The 14,839-nt window shown below is 63.1% G+C and carries 16 protein-coding genes; 6 read left to right on the forward strand and 10 right to left on the reverse strand.

All coding sequences use genetic code 11. The annotated features are described in order from the left end of the window. From J7I84_RS10900 to J7I84_RS10920, 4 genes are read left to right on the forward strand one after another with little or no spacing between them, the layout of a single operon-like run. Window positions 1-1,284 (forward strand): type IV secretion system protein, encoded by a 1,284-nt coding sequence (locus J7I84_RS10900; RefSeq protein WP_214944382.1) that lies wholly within the window; start codon window positions 1-3, stop codon window positions 1,282-1,284. Further along, the gene (locus tag J7I84_RS10905; RefSeq protein WP_311381122.1) at window positions 1,271-2,932 is read left to right on the forward strand and encodes an SCO6880 family protein; all 1,662 of its coding nucleotides are present in this window, start codon (window positions 1,271-1,273) and stop codon (window positions 2,930-2,932) included. The genes J7I84_RS10900 and J7I84_RS10905 overlap by 14 nt, the downstream gene beginning before the upstream one ends. Beyond that, window positions 2,929-4,698 (forward strand): type IV secretory system conjugative DNA transfer family protein, encoded by a 1,770-nt coding sequence (locus J7I84_RS10915; RefSeq protein WP_214944384.1) that lies wholly within the window; start codon window positions 2,929-2,931, stop codon window positions 4,696-4,698. The genes J7I84_RS10905 and J7I84_RS10915 overlap by 4 nt, the downstream gene beginning before the upstream one ends. 11 nt (window positions 4,699-4,709) lie before the next feature. Beyond that, on the forward strand, window positions 4,710-5,147 hold the full coding sequence (locus tag J7I84_RS10920; RefSeq protein ID WP_251046474.1) for a DUF4913 domain-containing protein: 438 nt from the start codon (window positions 4,710-4,712) through the stop codon (window positions 5,145-5,147). Between the two features lie 89 nt (window positions 5,148-5,236). Here the strand turns inward: J7I84_RS10920 and J7I84_RS10925 are convergent, their stop codons facing one another. The 4 genes from J7I84_RS10925 to J7I84_RS10940 form a co-directional block, all read right to left on the reverse strand. Next, the gene (locus J7I84_RS10925; protein WP_214944388.1) at window positions 5,237-5,569 is read right to left on the reverse strand and encodes an Lsr2 family protein; all 333 of its coding nucleotides are present in this window, start codon (window positions 5,567-5,569) and stop codon (window positions 5,237-5,239) included. A gap of 913 nt (window positions 5,570-6,482) precedes the next feature. Then, complete coding sequence (locus J7I84_RS10930; protein ID WP_214944390.1) at window positions 6,483-7,643, reverse strand: N(5)-(carboxyethyl)ornithine synthase; 1,161 nt, start codon at window positions 7,641-7,643, stop codon at window positions 6,483-6,485. Beyond that, window positions 7,640-7,789, reverse strand: coding sequence for a hypothetical protein (locus tag J7I84_RS10935; protein ID WP_214944392.1), 150 nt, complete (start codon window positions 7,787-7,789; stop codon window positions 7,640-7,642). The genes J7I84_RS10930 and J7I84_RS10935 overlap by 4 nt, the downstream gene beginning before the upstream one ends. Window positions 7,790-8,124: 335 nt before the next feature. Beyond that, on the reverse strand, window positions 8,125-8,367 hold the full coding sequence (locus tag J7I84_RS10940; protein WP_311381123.1) for a hypothetical protein: 243 nt from the start codon (window positions 8,365-8,367) through the stop codon (window positions 8,125-8,127). 939 nt (window positions 8,368-9,306) lie between these two features. On the opposite strand from J7I84_RS10940, the gene J7I84_RS10945 reads away from it, so the two are divergent. Continuing rightward, window positions 9,307-9,840 (forward strand): hypothetical protein, encoded by a 534-nt coding sequence (locus J7I84_RS10945; protein ID WP_214944396.1) that lies wholly within the window; start codon window positions 9,307-9,309, stop codon window positions 9,838-9,840. 32 nt (window positions 9,841-9,872) lie between these two features. Here the strand turns inward: J7I84_RS10945 and J7I84_RS10950 are convergent, their stop codons facing one another. The 6 genes from J7I84_RS10950 to J7I84_RS10975 form a co-directional block, all read right to left on the reverse strand. Beyond that, window positions 9,873-10,694 carry an alpha/beta hydrolase gene (locus tag J7I84_RS10950; RefSeq protein WP_311381124.1) on the reverse strand — a complete coding sequence of 274 codons (822 nt, stop codon included), beginning with the start codon at window positions 10,692-10,694 and terminating at the stop codon, window positions 9,873-9,875. A 40-nt stretch (window positions 10,695-10,734) separates the two neighbouring features. After that, window positions 10,735-11,634, reverse strand: a complete 900-nt coding sequence (locus tag J7I84_RS10955) for a diacylglycerol kinase family protein (protein ID WP_214944398.1) — start codon at window positions 11,632-11,634, stop codon at window positions 10,735-10,737. 165 nt (window positions 11,635-11,799) lie between these two features. Beyond that, a complete protein-coding gene (locus J7I84_RS10960) occupies window positions 11,800-11,958 on the reverse strand; it encodes a hypothetical protein (protein ID WP_214944400.1) in 159 nt (52 codons plus the stop codon). Window positions 11,959-12,441: 483 nt separating this feature from the next. Then, window positions 12,442-12,696, reverse strand: a complete 255-nt coding sequence (locus J7I84_RS10965; protein ID WP_214944401.1) for a hypothetical protein — start codon at window positions 12,694-12,696, stop codon at window positions 12,442-12,444. A gap of 208 nt (window positions 12,697-12,904) precedes the next feature. Continuing rightward, on the reverse strand, window positions 12,905-13,180 hold the full coding sequence (locus J7I84_RS10970; protein WP_214944402.1) for a hypothetical protein: 276 nt from the start codon (window positions 13,178-13,180) through the stop codon (window positions 12,905-12,907). A gap of 224 nt (window positions 13,181-13,404) precedes the next feature. Next, the gene (locus tag J7I84_RS10975; protein WP_214944403.1) at window positions 13,405-14,118 is read right to left on the reverse strand and encodes a TetR/AcrR family transcriptional regulator C-terminal domain-containing protein; all 714 of its coding nucleotides are present in this window, start codon (window positions 14,116-14,118) and stop codon (window positions 13,405-13,407) included. A 226-nt stretch (window positions 14,119-14,344) separates the two neighbouring features. Here J7I84_RS10975 and J7I84_RS10980 point away from each other — a divergent pair, with 226 nt between their 5' ends. Beyond that, window positions 14,345-14,821 carry a hypothetical protein gene (locus tag J7I84_RS10980; protein ID WP_214944404.1) on the forward strand — a complete coding sequence of 159 codons (477 nt, stop codon included), beginning with the start codon at window positions 14,345-14,347 and terminating at the stop codon, window positions 14,819-14,821. Window positions 14,822-14,839 lie beyond the last annotated feature (18 nt).

The raw sequence follows: 14,839 nt of genomic DNA on the forward strand, positions 1-14,839 counted from the left end.
ATGGCGGAAAAAGCATGCGAAGTCTGGGATGTGGCCTGCTGGGGTAAAGAGGGTGCCAGCAAAGTTGCCGCGGGGATCGCGGACGACGCAATCAACAATCTGGCCAAGGTCATCATGGAGGGCCTGAGCCAGATGGTGACAACACTGTCTACCTTCTGGGTCTCAATGCCCACAGTGAACCTGGCCAGCGTGGACGGGAGCACACCAAGCCCCGTTGTTTCTGCGGTCAACAGCGAATTGATGCCCTGGACCTTGGCGTTGGCGGTTCTCGCCGTGATCCTCGGAGGGATCCGAATGATCTGGGAACAGCGTGGGGCACCCTTGAAGGACCTGCTCCGTTCGCTGCTCACGCTCACTTTCGTGTCGGGGCTGGGCTTGGGGGTCATCTCGATTCTGGTGATCGCCGCGGATGCCTTCGCCAGCGCCATCATCGAAAGATCCACGGACGGTAAGGGGTTTGCCGACGCGTTCCAGAAAATCGTGGCTATTCACACAAGCGACGCCGTCTTCATCCTCATCGTCCTTGGCTTGATTGGATTGATTGCATCCCTGGTCCAGATCGTTCTTATGGTCGTCCGCAGCGGCATGCTGGTGATCCTGGCCGGCATCCTGCCCACGACAGCCGCATTTACGAATACCGAGATGGGCAGGCAGTGGTTCCAGAAGGCAGTTGGCTGGACCATCGCATTCATCCTCTATAAGCCGGCTGCCGCCATCGTGTATTCGGTCGCATTCCTGTTGATGAGCAAGACCAGCGGGAAGGATGCCCTGATTGGCTCCATTACGGGGTTCACGTTGATGATCGTTGCCCTGTTCGCCCTTCCAGCTCTGATGCGGTTCGTCACGCCGATGGTCGGAGCCGTTGCCGCTGGCAGTGGGGCAGCGGCAGGAGCCTCCGTGGGTGCCCTTGCCACGGGGGCTGTGTCCATGGGCCGGGTTGGCAGTGGACGGGGCAACGCAGCGCCCACTCCGGCCAGCACCAGCAGCACAACGAGCACGAACACAGGCAATTCGCCCAAGGGTAGTTCTGGATCTTCAGGCCCCCGCGGTGGGGGAGGGCAGCCAACGCCTGGCTCTTCGGGTCCGAGCGGCGCCGCTGGCACCTCGGGCAAAGCGGGGGCGGCAGCAGGGGCCGGAGGTGCTGGGGCTGCGACAGGAGCAGCAGCCACGGGTCCGACCGGCATGGCCGTAGCCGCAGGCGTGCAGGTGGCGTCGAGGACATCCGAGGCAATCAAGACGACCGCGCAGGATTCAACGGGGGAGGGCCCCAGTGGCAGCAATTAACACCGAATACAAGGAACCGTCCTACGGGAACTGGCGCGTTCCGCGCTCAGCCGGTTTGGGCAACCTCGGCGCTATCGGCACCGGCATCGTGATGGTCGGCCTCCTGCTGGGCATCGTCAGCTTCGCCATTTGGGGCCTGTTCGTCGGCTTGGGGGTCCTTGCCGTTGCTGGCGCCTGCGCGCTGCTGCTGACAGTGAAGGACAAACACGGCCTGTCAGTAGTGGATCGTGTGGGTATTCGCCTGGCGTTCAAGGTCTCGAAGTCCTCCGGTACCAACCTTTACCGTTCCGGCCCGCTGGGTGTAACCGAGTGGGGGATGTACCAGCTGCCCGGATTGGCGGCGAAGTCCACGCTGTACGAGTTCACCGACTCCTACAAGCGCCCCTTCGCCATGCTGCACGTCCCGGCCACCAGCCACTTCACCATCATCTTCTCCACCGAACCCGACGGGGCGTCCCTCGTGGACCCCGAACAGGTCGATGCCTGGGTCGCGAACTGGGGCGGCTGGCTCGCCGGGCTCGCCGACGAGGCCGGCCTGGACGCCGCTGCCGTCACCGTTGAGACCGCCCCGGACTCCGGCTATCGGCTGCGGAATGAGGTCATGATGAACATCGATCCGGACGCCCCGCAGTTCGCACAGGACATGCTCCATGAGGTCGTCGACACCTACCCGGAAGGATCGGCCACGGTCCGCGCCTGGGTGTCCCTGACTTTCAACGCTTCCCTGCGTGCAGGGTCCAAGAAGCGCACCCCGGAAGACGTCGCCCGCGACCTGGCCTCCCGGATCCCGGGCCTGTCGGCACGGCTGCAATCCACCGGCGCCGGAATCTCCCGGCCCATGTCCGCCCAGGAACTCTGCGAGGTAGTACGCATCGCCTACGACCCGCCCGCAGCGTTGATCATCGACGAAGCCCATGCCGCCGGCACCCCGGTGTCCCTGACCTGGGGCGAGGTCGGCCCGACCGCGACGCAGGCAAGCTGGGACGACTACCGCCACGACTCCGCGTTCTCGGCTTCCTGGACCATGACGGGGGCTCCCCGCGGTTCGGTGAACTCATCGGTCCTGTCCCGGCTGCTCGCCCCGCACGGGGACATTGACCGCAAGCGCGTCTCCCTGCTGTACCGCCCGATGGACTCGGCCCGCGCCGCAACGGTCGTTGAGCGGGATCAGAACAACGCCAACGTCCGCATCACCTCCGGCACCCGTCCCACAGCACGGGCACTGGTGGATGCCCGCTCTGCTGCGCAGACCGCCCAGGAAGAAGCCCAGGGCGCCGGTTTGGTGAACTTCGGCATGGTCGTCACCGCCACCGTCACGGACAGGGAACGCCTGCCGGACGCCACCGCCTCCGAGATGCCGCTGCTGACCTCCGCGATCCCCCTGTCCCGGCAGGAACAGCAAAAGCTCATTTCCTGGCAGGACCCGCCCGCCTGGGACTCCCGTGGTGTTGACGTCGAACCGCCAGGGCGTGGGAAGTTCCTCATCAAGGTCGGCGGCCGTCCCGGGATCCCTGTCCAAGTGGGCCTGACCTCCGTGGAGCACGGCCCCGACGGGGTCAACGACACCGACGGGAAATGGCACGGATCCCCGGAACCGATCCTTGACCCTGCCGCAGCCATCCTGCCAACTGAAGGAGGTTCCCTGTGAGCGCACCGAACCGCAAAGGCATGGGTCTCGGCGACGCCATCCTCGTCTGGCTGGCCATCGGCTTCATCGTCGTCTTCGGTGGCGGCACCTACGCCGCCGCACACATCGGCTCGTGGATGGCAGGCATCGACGCCCCGCCAGCCCACCCCATTGACCTGGTCGCCGGGCTCATCAAGGGCAAGGTGCCCTGGCCGGCCCAGTCCACCGTCGTCGTCTGCGTCATGGCCTGCCTAATCCTGGCCCTGGCCGTCGTCGTCCTGGTGGCGTGGCGGCAGGGCGCGTCCAAGCGTGCCCGCGTGGACAAGGCCGCCCGCTACCTGGGCCGGGGCAAGTCCCTGGCTGCGTTCTCTGAGAAGGGTGCCCACGCCAAAGCTGAACGGCTGGACATCAAGGACAACCCCGGCATCGTTGTCGGCAAGGTGGTTTCCACCGGCCAGAAGTTCGTCCAGTCCTGGGAAGACCTCAGCCTCGACATCTGGGGACCCCGTACCGGCAAATCGACCTCCCGGGTGATGCCCGCGATCCTGGACGCTCCCGGCGCGGTGGTCTCGACGTCGAACAAGCGTGACGTGGTGGACGGCACCCGTGGCGTCCGGGAGGCCACGGCCCCGGTGTGGGTGTTCGATCCGCAGAAGATCGCCCAGGAAGAACCGGACTGGTGGTGGAACCCCCTGTCTTACGTCACCGACGAAGAGAAGGCGTACAAGCTCACCCAGCACTTCGCGGTCGGCTCCCGCGTGCCCGGGTCAAAGCCGGATGCCTACTTCGACCCCAAAGCCGAAGACATTCTTTCCTCGTACTTCCTCGCGGCCGCACTGGGCGGGCTGCCGATCACGCAGGTCTACCTGTGGGTGACTGAGCAGGTCAGCCAGGAACCCATCGAAATCCTCCGGGAGCATGACTACGAGCTTCAGTACAAAGGCCTGGAGTCCACGCTGAAGCTGGCCGACAAGCAGCGCGACGGTATCTTCGGCACTGCAGAGAAGATGATCCAGTGCCTCAAGAGCCGCAACACCCTCCGCTGGGTCGCCCCGACCGGGTGCGTAAGCGTCGCCACGGATCCCCGCCGGCAGTTCAACCCGCACGCCTTCGCCGGGTCACAGGAGACGATCTACATCCTCTCCAAGGAAGGGGCCGGCTCCGCCGCCCCGCTGACCACGGCACTGACCGTGGCGATCGCCGAGGCGATGGAGGAACGGGCCGAGCGCAGCGGCGGCCGGCTGCCCAAGCCGGCGCTGTTCGCTTTGGATGAGCTGGCCAACGTGGTTCGCTGGGCCGGGCTGCCGGACCAGTTCAGCCACTACGGCTCCAAGGGCCTGATCGTGATGGGCATCCTGCAGTCCTGGTCCCAGGGCGTCGAGCTCTGGGGTGAGGCGAACATGCGGAAGATTTGGTCGGCCGCGAACGTCAAGGTCTACGGCGGCGGTGTTGCCGAAGAAGGCTTCCTCCGCGCCCTCTCCGACCTGGTCGGGGACTACAGCTACATCAACGTCTCCGTCTCCTCCGGGAAGTCCGGGTCCAGCCGCTCCCGGCAGGAGTCCAAGGAGCGGATCTTCGACGTCTCCAATCTCGCCGAACTCGATCGCGGCCGCGCCGTCGTCCTCGCCTCCGGCGCACCCGCCACCCTGGTGCGGACCATGCCCTGGTACACAGGCCCGCACAAGGACGCTGTGGAAGCATCCATCAAGAAATACAGCCCGCGGCCGGAGAAAGAACCGGTACCGGTGGCAGCGGCGCCGCCCACAAATCCATGGGTGACCGGGTAGGGGAGCAGGGTATGACGATCGATATCGGACGCTTCGGTGAAGCCTCCAGCGCGGACGTAGAGGACACTGGCGCCAAAGCCGATGAACAACGGGCCCTGCAGCTGGTTTACGGCTCTGCCGAAGAGTTCCTGCATGAACAGCTGCTGCCCACCTACGTCCGCGATGTCGACGGCCGCGCTGCAAAATGGTGCCTCGAATGGTACTTCCACCCCGAAGCAGTCTCCCGGGTCGAAGCTCTCTGGCGGGCCTGGGAACATCTCAGGCTCGACGGAGCCACTGGCATCAGCGTCTGGTTCAAAGACCACGCTGACCACCACATGAGCGTGCTCCTCGACCCACGCGGACCTTTCTACAAATGCGATATGCAAAAACACCGCGACCCCGAGCATCTGGAGCCCAAAAAGGCCCCGACAGGATGGTTCCCCGACGTTCGGACTATTCCTGCTTGACAGGGACAACCGCAAATGACCTATGACCCAACAAATCAGGGCTGGAACCCGTTATAGGTTCCAGCCCTGACTTCTATTTTGTTCTGGTTCTAGTGAGCGGCTTCGTATTTTTCTACGACTTCCGCCTGGATCCGACCGCGCGTATTTACCGGAATGCCATTCTCAACCGCCCATAACCGCACCGCTTTGGCGTCCGGGCCACCTTGGGAGGAGGACTTGGTACGGGCTGCGGGACGCCCGCGTCCGCCGGACACTTTGCGTCCGGCGTTGGTAAAGCGGGCCAAGGCTTCACGCAGTTCGCTCGCGTGGCCATCGTTGAGGTCAATCTCGTATTCACTGCCGTCGAGAGCGAAAGATAAGGTCTCGGTCGCTTCCGAACCATCAATATCGTCTTCCAGCAGCACGACTGTCTTTTTTGCCATAAATTAACGCTAGCAGTCGAGAGCCCAACCGGATTCCCTAAGAACCATTGCCCTGTCAGAAACTCTGCACCATCAGGAAGAAGTTTTGGCTTTGGGAGTAAATCTCAAGGGAAACGCCGAACGTATCGGACCCCGGGAGGCAAGCAGTCCATAGTTGGGGTCAATCCGGGTTATCCACGGCTGGAATTCGGGAGCCATTGGGGTAGCTCCCTCGGCAGCAGTAGCCGTGGATAACCCATCAGGTTTTTCCCCGGCTGTGGGCAGCGGAACTGATTACCCAGGGGCCGACTCGGGGATTGTGCACCGATCTGTGGCGGATTTTCCGGATGGGCGGAGCAACCCCGTACGTTCGGTCTCCCGGCTGCCACACAAGGGCAATTGTCCAGACGGTGTCTGGACAATTGCGGATGACGCCCTGCCGGAAGAAGAGCAGCGGTGCCGCCCGTCGCCCCCAAGGTGATAGTGATCGCGTCGACGGCCGGCCGATCACCCAGGTTCACACCTGGCTGACCCGGCCCGCGGACGACGAGACAGTGGACGTCCTCAAGGCCCACGGCTTCCTGCAGCCCTTGAGCGCCGTCGGCGGGAGTACCGGCCCGTGGAGGGCCGATTTGGATTTCTGGCATCACTGCCGCGATGCTGGTTCAGGTTGAATGACATCCAGGCCTCCCCCCTGGCCTGGATTTCATGAACCTCAGTGCTGATCAGCCCGTTTGATTAGCCCTCTGTCGGGCCGTTACGCAGTCAGCGACCTGATGGAGCCTTCGCCACTCACGGGCAACCAGCCGAGAACATGTTCCGTAGAACCGGACTACCAGGCAGAGCGTTGCACCACGTTTAGGATTAGCTGGGCGGAATGCGCGCAGTCTGCTGTCCTTTTGTATCGGGTCTACGGTCCAGAGGGCTGGAGCCGCTAGGGGCCAAGTGGCAAATGCGGGTATTCCGGTGCCCGCTGCTGGAACTGCAATACCTCGCTGTTAAGAATGACTCCATCACGGATTTCGATCGCCCGCCGGATGGTGTCGTTCTCTATCCATGAGTCAGGGCCAGCCACCATGGTCTCCAGGAAGGGCAGCAGCGCCTCACTGATTTCCCAGGTTGCCGAATTCCAGAGGTAGGAAGGGCTGTGGTCCACGGCGTAGTAGTCGATATGGTCACCGACCGTGAACATGGGTTCGGCGAAGGTGGTGCTTTTCGCCCAGCTGAAACCCATGCCCTCATCGCAGGATACGTCCACGATCAAACTGCCGGGACGAAACGCGCCAAGGTCCTCGGTGCGCAGGTAGGTCAGCGGCGCATTGGGGTTCTGCAGGGTGCAATTGACCACGATATCGCTCTCGGCCAGGAACGGCGCCAGCGGCACACGGCCACGCTCAGTAATCACCTCACTGAGAAACGGGGACTGGGGGTCGTGATCGAACTGCGCCATCCGCACGGAATGGATGGGCGATCCAACCGCTGCAACACCTCGGTTGGTCAGCACTTGGACATCATGAACGCCGTGCGCATTCAGGGCGGTGACGGCGCCACGAGCGGTGGCGCCAAAGCCGATGACGACCGCGCTGAGCCTGCGCCCGTAGTCTCCGGTGGAGCCGGTAAGGGCCAGGGAGTGAATCACGGAGCAATACCCGGCCAGCTCGTTGTTCTTGTGGAACACGTGCAGGCTAAAGCCACCGTCGCTGGCCCAGTGGTTCATCGCCTCAAAAGCGATCAGCGTGAGCTTTTTGTCAATCGCCAATTGAGTGATCGCCCTGTCCTGGACACAGTGCGGCCAGCCCCAGAGGACCTGGCCCTCACGCAGCTCGGCAAGGTCTTCAGGCTGGGGCTTTGGCAGAAGCACGACATCGGCGTCGGCCAGCAGTTGGCCGCGCGGGGCCATGCGCACTCCCTGCACAGCCACGTGGGCGTCCGAAACGCCGAACCGCTCGCCGTAGCCTTCCTCAAAGATAAGCTGCCGGCGCAGTTCCCGGGCGATCCGGTCCACATGGAGTGGGTGGATGGGCAGGCGCCGCTCGTCAGTCTTCCGGGTGCCGGCCAAAACTCCAAGGATGAGCCGGTTCGATGTGTTTGTCACTTCTTTTTCGGGCTCGCCGACTTGGTGGCGGTCTCCTTGTCGAGGGCACCGGCGGATGCCGACGCGGCCTTCTTGTCCGCGCGCTTTTCCTTAAGGGATTTGTCGGACTTCTTGGATGCTGTTTGACGGGGGGATTTGTCAGCCATGATCGCTCCTGTGGTGGAACCGAAAGGTTCCTGACTTCTGACGATACAGGAGGCTGCCTAGCAGGACCTCGGGGATACGAAGCACTCCGAGCAGCGCAAGCTTCCGGCCGGACGGGAACTGCCCGCGGGCGGTGGGGAGGAGCGGAAACGCTGGGCGGGTGGAACCCGCTAACGAGGCTGGGAGCGGGCGCTTGCCATCGGGCCGCAGCAGCAGTGCCAGTGTCCCGATGACCGGAAAAATACCACGCCAGTAATTGCTGCCGCGGCCACCATCAGCCGGGAACGCGGAAACTGCCGCCTTGGCGCACCGTCAATCCAGTCGCTTTCATCGGGTTTTAGCCCTGCTTTTCCGCCAAGTCGTCCGCTACGCGGTGAAGGTCCTGGACCCAGCCGGTAGAGCGGCTGGTCGCTCCCGAACCCGCTTCAAAGTTCGCAAGCGCTTCCGCTATGCGCTCCAGTGCTTCCGCAATATTGCCCTTGACCGCAGCGTAGCCTTCCTCAGAGCGAGGATCAGAAGAGGCCGACGAGAGGAGCTCTGCTCCGGACCTGATGACCAGCGAGGCCTCGTACTCATTCACACTTGCACCTAGCGACTTCCTCGCATTGGACCTGCGGAAACTGTTCGTCAGCACAACCATACATCCGCGTTACCTGCCCGAGCCTGGCCCGCAGTCGGGCCGTGGCGTGCGGACCAAAATGGATCAGGTGATAACCGTTAGACATAGTCAGGTGTGGATTTGGGGGTGGCTGAAGCACTGGCTGGAGCCTTTGAAGGCCCTGACTTCGGGTGGTGAACCATTCGGTCGATCGAACCCCGGCCCGACGATCTGGCCGTCACGTTACCCCTTTAAAACGGGGGAACCTGACCAGTCCGCTCGCTCAGCCGAAATTGTGGACGGCATGCCCGGAAAGCTAAGTTTCAAGCGGCAGATTCCCTTTCCAGCCAGGGGCCCGCGGGGAGGCATAGCCGAGGCCGTGCCGCCCTTGGCGGGACGAGTTCATGTAGATACTGGCCGGCAGCCACGTGTGAACTGACTCCAGTGGGGGCAGAGGCATCACGTTCCACCAACGGCTGCCGGGAAGCTGATAGTCCCCTTCTTAGGAATCTTCGGACTGATGGCCGGGTTCGCTCTCGTCGCGCCTTCCGATGAGGACCTGCGCGGAGGCCTGAAGAATTGAAGGGTCCACCAAGTAACTGCCATGCGCGTACTTCTCCATCCTCAACCTTGAGGTTACGGTTTCCACTGTGTCTTCAGGGCTGACCCGGCATGCAGGTCTGGTGAGGTCAGCTTCTGAACCACCGAGACTTTTCAGATACAGCATGCATTGTTCGGAGCTGGACTGTTTGAAGTTCATGCACTCTCCCCGGGGCCGCGCGGCATGTGTGGACACACCAACCCTAGGCCCGCCGGGCCCACTTCACCTGGAGTACTACAGGCGATTCGTTCCTATAGCTTTTTCGTTCGGTCTATGTGCTGAAGCAGTCGAAGGGCGCTCTGGGGGCGCATAGTTGGACGATGGCGACTTTTGAAACCCGGAGTTTTTATACCCGTGGTGACTCCTTCAGCGTTGAGGATTCACGGGAACATATCGAGCGTGCGCTCCTGGACTTCGGGGCGACAGATGTACGTTTCAGTCAACGTGAGCGGCTCAGCGCCATCGCATTCACGGCCGGCGGAAGGCAGTTCCGCATCGTCATCTCTCTACCGCAGCCTGACCGAATCCCCCCTCTCCGGGGTGAGCTCCCGAAGGTCCACGGCCGGGAAGTTACGGCAAAAGCCCAGGAGATAGCTGCCCGCAGGTTTTGGCACGCCTTCGCCCTGTCCACAGACGCCAAACTCGCAGCGGCGGCAGCAGGGGTTGCTTCGCTCGAATCAGAATTTCTCGCCCACGTGGTCCTCCCGGGGAACCGTACGGTCATCGACGAACTCGAACCAGTTATCGCGTCTGCCTACCGGTCCGGCCAGCGGCCCTCGATCAGCAATACCTCGACGGAGGGGGCCATTCGTGGCCATCCATCGGGCGAACGCGGTAACTCGCAGGAGCTGTGAAGGTGGGACATTTTCCGGTCGCAGAGTCATCTTTAGGTGTGGGTGAGGGCGAGTATGCCGGCGGCGGTTTGGGCAGCAGCACCGTGCTGGACGATGTGGGGTTTGCCGGGTATTTCCAGGAAGCGCCCGTTCGGGGCGGCGGCGACCAGTTTCTGGCACCAGGGCCGGGGCGCTACCGGGTCCCGTGAGCCGCGGATGACCAGGACGGGTTGGGTCACCAACCGCAGGCGCGCTTCGAGGTCGTAGGACATCATGACGGGAAGTTCGGTGAGGTACCAGCGCAGTCCGGAGCGGGCGTAATCGGTGAAAACGATGGCATTCCCTACAGGGCTTTCCATCAGCGAATCAAGGCTCAACGCGATGGATTGCTGACGGATTGTGCGGCGCGCCGGGTCCACGACTGGGCCCAGGAGCACGATGTGGGAGACCAGGTCCGGGTGCTGAACGGCGAGTTCTGACGCGAACTGGGTTCCCATCGAATGCCCGATCACCACGACGCGGGTGGCACCCATCTTTTGGAGTGTGGCAGCGATGACGGCGGCGTAGTCGGGGACGCTGAGCTGTCGCTCAGGTCTTGGTGTTGCGCCGAAACCCGGCAGGTCGATTGAGTAAGTGTCCCCGTGCCGGGCGAGGAGGATTTGGAGCCTGCGGTAGTAGCGGTGGGACATCCCGATGCCGTGGAGCAGTACGAAGACAGGACCTGATCCGCCGGGAGGGCCTGCCAGGAAGTGCACGTGAGAGGTCAGGGACCCTGTAGTGACGATCCGTGGCGTTAAGGGCTGGCGCAGCCAGGACAGTACCCCTGCGGCTGGTTCGTGTCCTGCTTCATCTATGGCGGCGGTTGCGGCTTTCACCGGTTGTCCTTTCATTCTGGTCATCGGGTGGCTGCTGGGCCTACCCGAGTGTGGCGAGGGCCGCTGGTGCGCACTCGATAATGACTGGTGTCTTGGGATCGACGGATTTAACTTCGCCGTCGATCTGGTAGGGGATGGGTTTGAGGGTGGTGAACCGGTAGTTGCTGACGCTTGGCTGGTCGCCGAGTCCTTGGGTGGTTGCCTTCAGCGCGGTCAGGAGCACCCGCCACTTGGGCCGGTGGGGGAAGGTGATGACTTCGAATTTGCCGTCGGCGAGCTTGTCGTCGGCTTGGCTGAGGGTGGCGTACTTCGCCATTTCGGGGATGTTGGCGAAGACGAGGCTGTCGAACTTCCGGTGTTTGCCGTCGCTCTGGCGAATTTGGAACGGCTTGAATTTGGAGAAGGTGCGCATTACGGAGAGCATTTCCTTCAGGGCGCCTTTGCTGCCTTTTTCGAGGTCGATGGCCATGACCGGTGTCAAGCCGAACCCTATGTAGGAATGCGCGTACTGGGCAGGGGCGTCTTCGTCGTGGCCTGCCCGGATACGCAGGAGGTCGATGTTTCGTACGACGCCGGCTGCGATGGCTTCCTCCAGGGGCTGGGTGCCGGTGGTCCTCCGGTGGTCATTGGCGTTCCCGGCGGCCATCACGGCGCAGACGGCCTTGGGGTTGCCGGCCTGCATGACGCCGTTGACGACTTCGTTGTAGCCCCCGTCCCCGCTGACGGAGACAACGAGCACGTCCCTGCCGCCGCTGGCAGCATCACGGGCCAGCTCCACGGCGTGGCCGGCATGATCCGTGGGTTGCAGCCGGATCTCAGCGGCGTAGGGAAGAAGTTCTGCGAGCCTGGTTCGCAGTTCCTCGGCGAGTTGGGGTGCGTCGCCGGTGCTGTTGGGGTTGAAGATGATGACTATTGATTCAAAGGTCCGTGCAGTGGACATGGTGCGCTCCTTGATCTTTATGCGTTGCGGCTGTTTACCAGTGGTGCCCGTCAGAGGCAGGTGTCCGGGAGGGAATCAGCGGATAGTGCTGCTGGCGGTCCCGCCGCTTCCGGCCAGGAGCGGGATACCTGCCGCTGACGGGCGTCCTTGGTTCAGCTGGGGTGCTTAGCTGTTGCCGGTATGGACGATGCTGTCCGGGTCTTCCTGGTGGGCCGGGGTGCCGGCGAGGCCTTCCGGTGTGAGGTCAAGGTCCTCGATGCCAGTCCGGTCTTCCCGCAAGGCGGGAGTGGTGTGGGGCGCAGCGGGGTGGATGTTGTTAGTCATATTCGGGATACCTTTCTTGTCCGGCCCTTGTAGGGCCTGGGTGGGTCAGCGGGGCAGTTCTACCTGAAACCCGCACCGGCAGCGCAGGACCTGGGTGGCGAGGTAGACGGCCAGGGAGGCTTCAGTGTCGGACTGGTCGTGGCCGGGAAATGTCCGGACCGTGTTTTCGGTCCGGGGCCCGGGTCGGGCCATGGGTTCTCCGCAGTGAAAGTATCCTTCGCTGCCATGAACCACGTCCTGGTCCACGGATTTGGGTGCAGTAACTGCTGCGACATGCTCTGCTGTGGTTTCCAGTACCCTGGATCGGTCGCAGCGGGAGCAGCGGAGCGCAAGCACGAGAGTGTCTGGCTGCGGGCCCGGGAGGGCCGGTGAATCAACCCTCAGGTGCTGGTCCGTGTCGCAGTTTGCGCACCAGGGGCGTTTCCCGTGTGGCTGGTGCACGTCGCGGGGGACGTAACTGTTCGATGGGATGCTCATGCCGGCTCAGACCACAGCCTGGTAGCTGTTCAGGAGGTAGTCCGCGGCGGCAGGGCCCGTCATCCGCAGGCCGTTGCGCCCGGAACCGAGGCGTTCTTTCATCGCCGCACGGAAGATGCGCTCTGTTTGTGGGCTGTTTTGCGTCACGAAGCACCAGCTGGTGTAGAGGCCGTAAAAGGCGTCACCCTCAAGAGTCGCGTCGGACTCCGGGTCCTGGTATGTGGCTTCTTGGAGGAATTGGTCGAACTGTGACTGTGCCATGTTGGTCCTTCTCAACAAGGTGCGGTGGTCCGCCATGGGGCTATAGCGGCTTCAGGCTCGATGCCCTGCACGGGACAACAAGCCAACTGCCGGAGCACTTCGGCTGAGGCAGGCTAATACAGGTAAGACAGGACAGCCCTGGCGCGGCACCCCCAAGGGGCCGCGCCAGGATCCGTCACGTCCCCGCCGGGCGGGCGGGAAGGGCTTGTTAGGCGTTGTTCGTGTGAACGCGGTTGCCGGCCTTGGCCAGGCCGCGGGCCACCATCAAACCGACTGTGAGGAAGGTGATGTACCGCATCGCGTCGTTCGCGTTGAAGACGTCGACGCCGTTTTCGCTGGCGTCGTCCCCGACAACTGCAGCGGTGATGATGGTGGCAAGAACCGCGGCAACGTAGACGGCGAACTCAAGGGTCCGGGTGGAGATCCTGATGTCGTTGGCGTTGCGGACGGTGCTGGAGTGTTCGTTCTGGGTGGCTGCAGTCATGTGGTTCTCCTGAGGTCGGGGTGAGCGGGCCGAGGCGGCCATGCAGACTCTGATCCCTCTACTGAAACCATGTCAACAACTTCTCTACAATGTAGACACTACACGTAGACTACATAACAAGCAAGCTTACTTATCTTTCAACGGACGTCCCCGACGCTGCGAAGGGGAAGCAAACGTACGGTTTCCCACCCCCGCAAAACCGACCCCCTGCGTTGGCTCTGCGGTCAGGGCTGGGTGGTTTTTTTGGGGTCCGCGAGGCGTGCGGAAAGGCCGGCGAGGAGGATGCTGATGCCTTCGTCGAGTTCGGCTTCCCCGTCGTAATCAGCCAGGAACGGGGCGAGGGCGCGCAGCTGCGGGAACTCTTTGGCGGGCAGACGGTGCAGGCCCAACCGGAGGAGTGCTTCGTCTTCATCGGCATCGACGATGAGTTCCTGGAGTTCGTTGAGAATGTGGCCGTAGATGAACCCGTAATAGGCGCGGTAGACGTGCAGCGCATCGGCGGGTGCGAACCCGGCAGCACTCAACAGCGACAGGATCTGTTCCAGGGGTCGCAGTGTGCCGACAGGTCGAAGGCCCAGGGGCGTGGACAGGGGCCGGGTAACCAGGAGGGGGACGACGTTGGGGTGTCGGAGCGCGAGCAGCCGCAGGTCGTGGGCAATGCGTCGCAGTTGGACCTGCCAGTCGGGGTGGTCGGGCACGACGTCCAGCTCGTTCAGGACCAGTTCCGTGACTCCGTCCAGCAGTGCGGCCCGGTTGGCCGCGTAACGGTAAAGGCCCATAGGGTCGCGCCCCAGTTCCTGCCCCAGCCGGCGCATGGTCAGTGCGTCCAGCCCTTCTGCGTCCACCAGCGCCAAGGCCGTGGACAACACAATTTCCTGGTTGAGCCGTGGCTTCTGGCCGGATGCCGGGCCGGTGGTCGTTTTTGCTGCCGGGGTCATAGTCTTCCCTCCTTATCCGTGCCTTCACTGACATCTCCCTGAAGGGGAGGCACATTGCTAACGACAGTCTACGCTTAGCGTCTACAGTGTAGGCATCCCTGTTGCGACGTCGCATCGTGGCGGGAAAGACCCGCGGGGGAAACATACCGGCTTTACCGGTTCGGACGCCGCTGTGGGTCTAGGGTGGACGGACGGCACCCGCCGCGTAACCCCTCAAGGAGGGCGCATGAATTCCAGCCAGTCCAGCTCCGAACACTTCGGACAGCACCTGAACAGCGTCGGCGGCTCAGAGGCTGACGTCAGTTCTTCGTACATCGTCACCACGGAAGACACCGTCGAAAGCGTCGTCTCGGGCCTGCGGATGAAACAGCAGGAGCACGGCAACACGGCCAGCGAGTCCTCCATCCTGCACGCCTCCGCCCAGGTCCTCATCAGCAGGCGTGATGAGCAGGATCCGAGCCATCACCCCGGTACGTCTCAGCCGGGGGAGTATCAGCTGGACATCCATTTCCCAGGGGGCCACCGCACCCGGGAACCCATCCCCGAGGAAGACCTGGAAGCCGCCCAGACCTGGGCCCAGAGGCGAATCGAGGCCGAAGGGGCGGATTTCGGCGCCATCTACTTCCCGTCCGGCGGCGGCATTGCCCCGGGAACGGGCGCACTGGAATGCAGTTATGACTCCGCGAGGGGCTGGCACCGCTGATATGTAGGTTGGATTGTC

Source organism: Arthrobacter sp. ISL-85, from assembly GCF_018613675.1.
Lineage (GTDB): Bacteria > Actinomycetota > Actinomycetes > Actinomycetales > Micrococcaceae > Arthrobacter.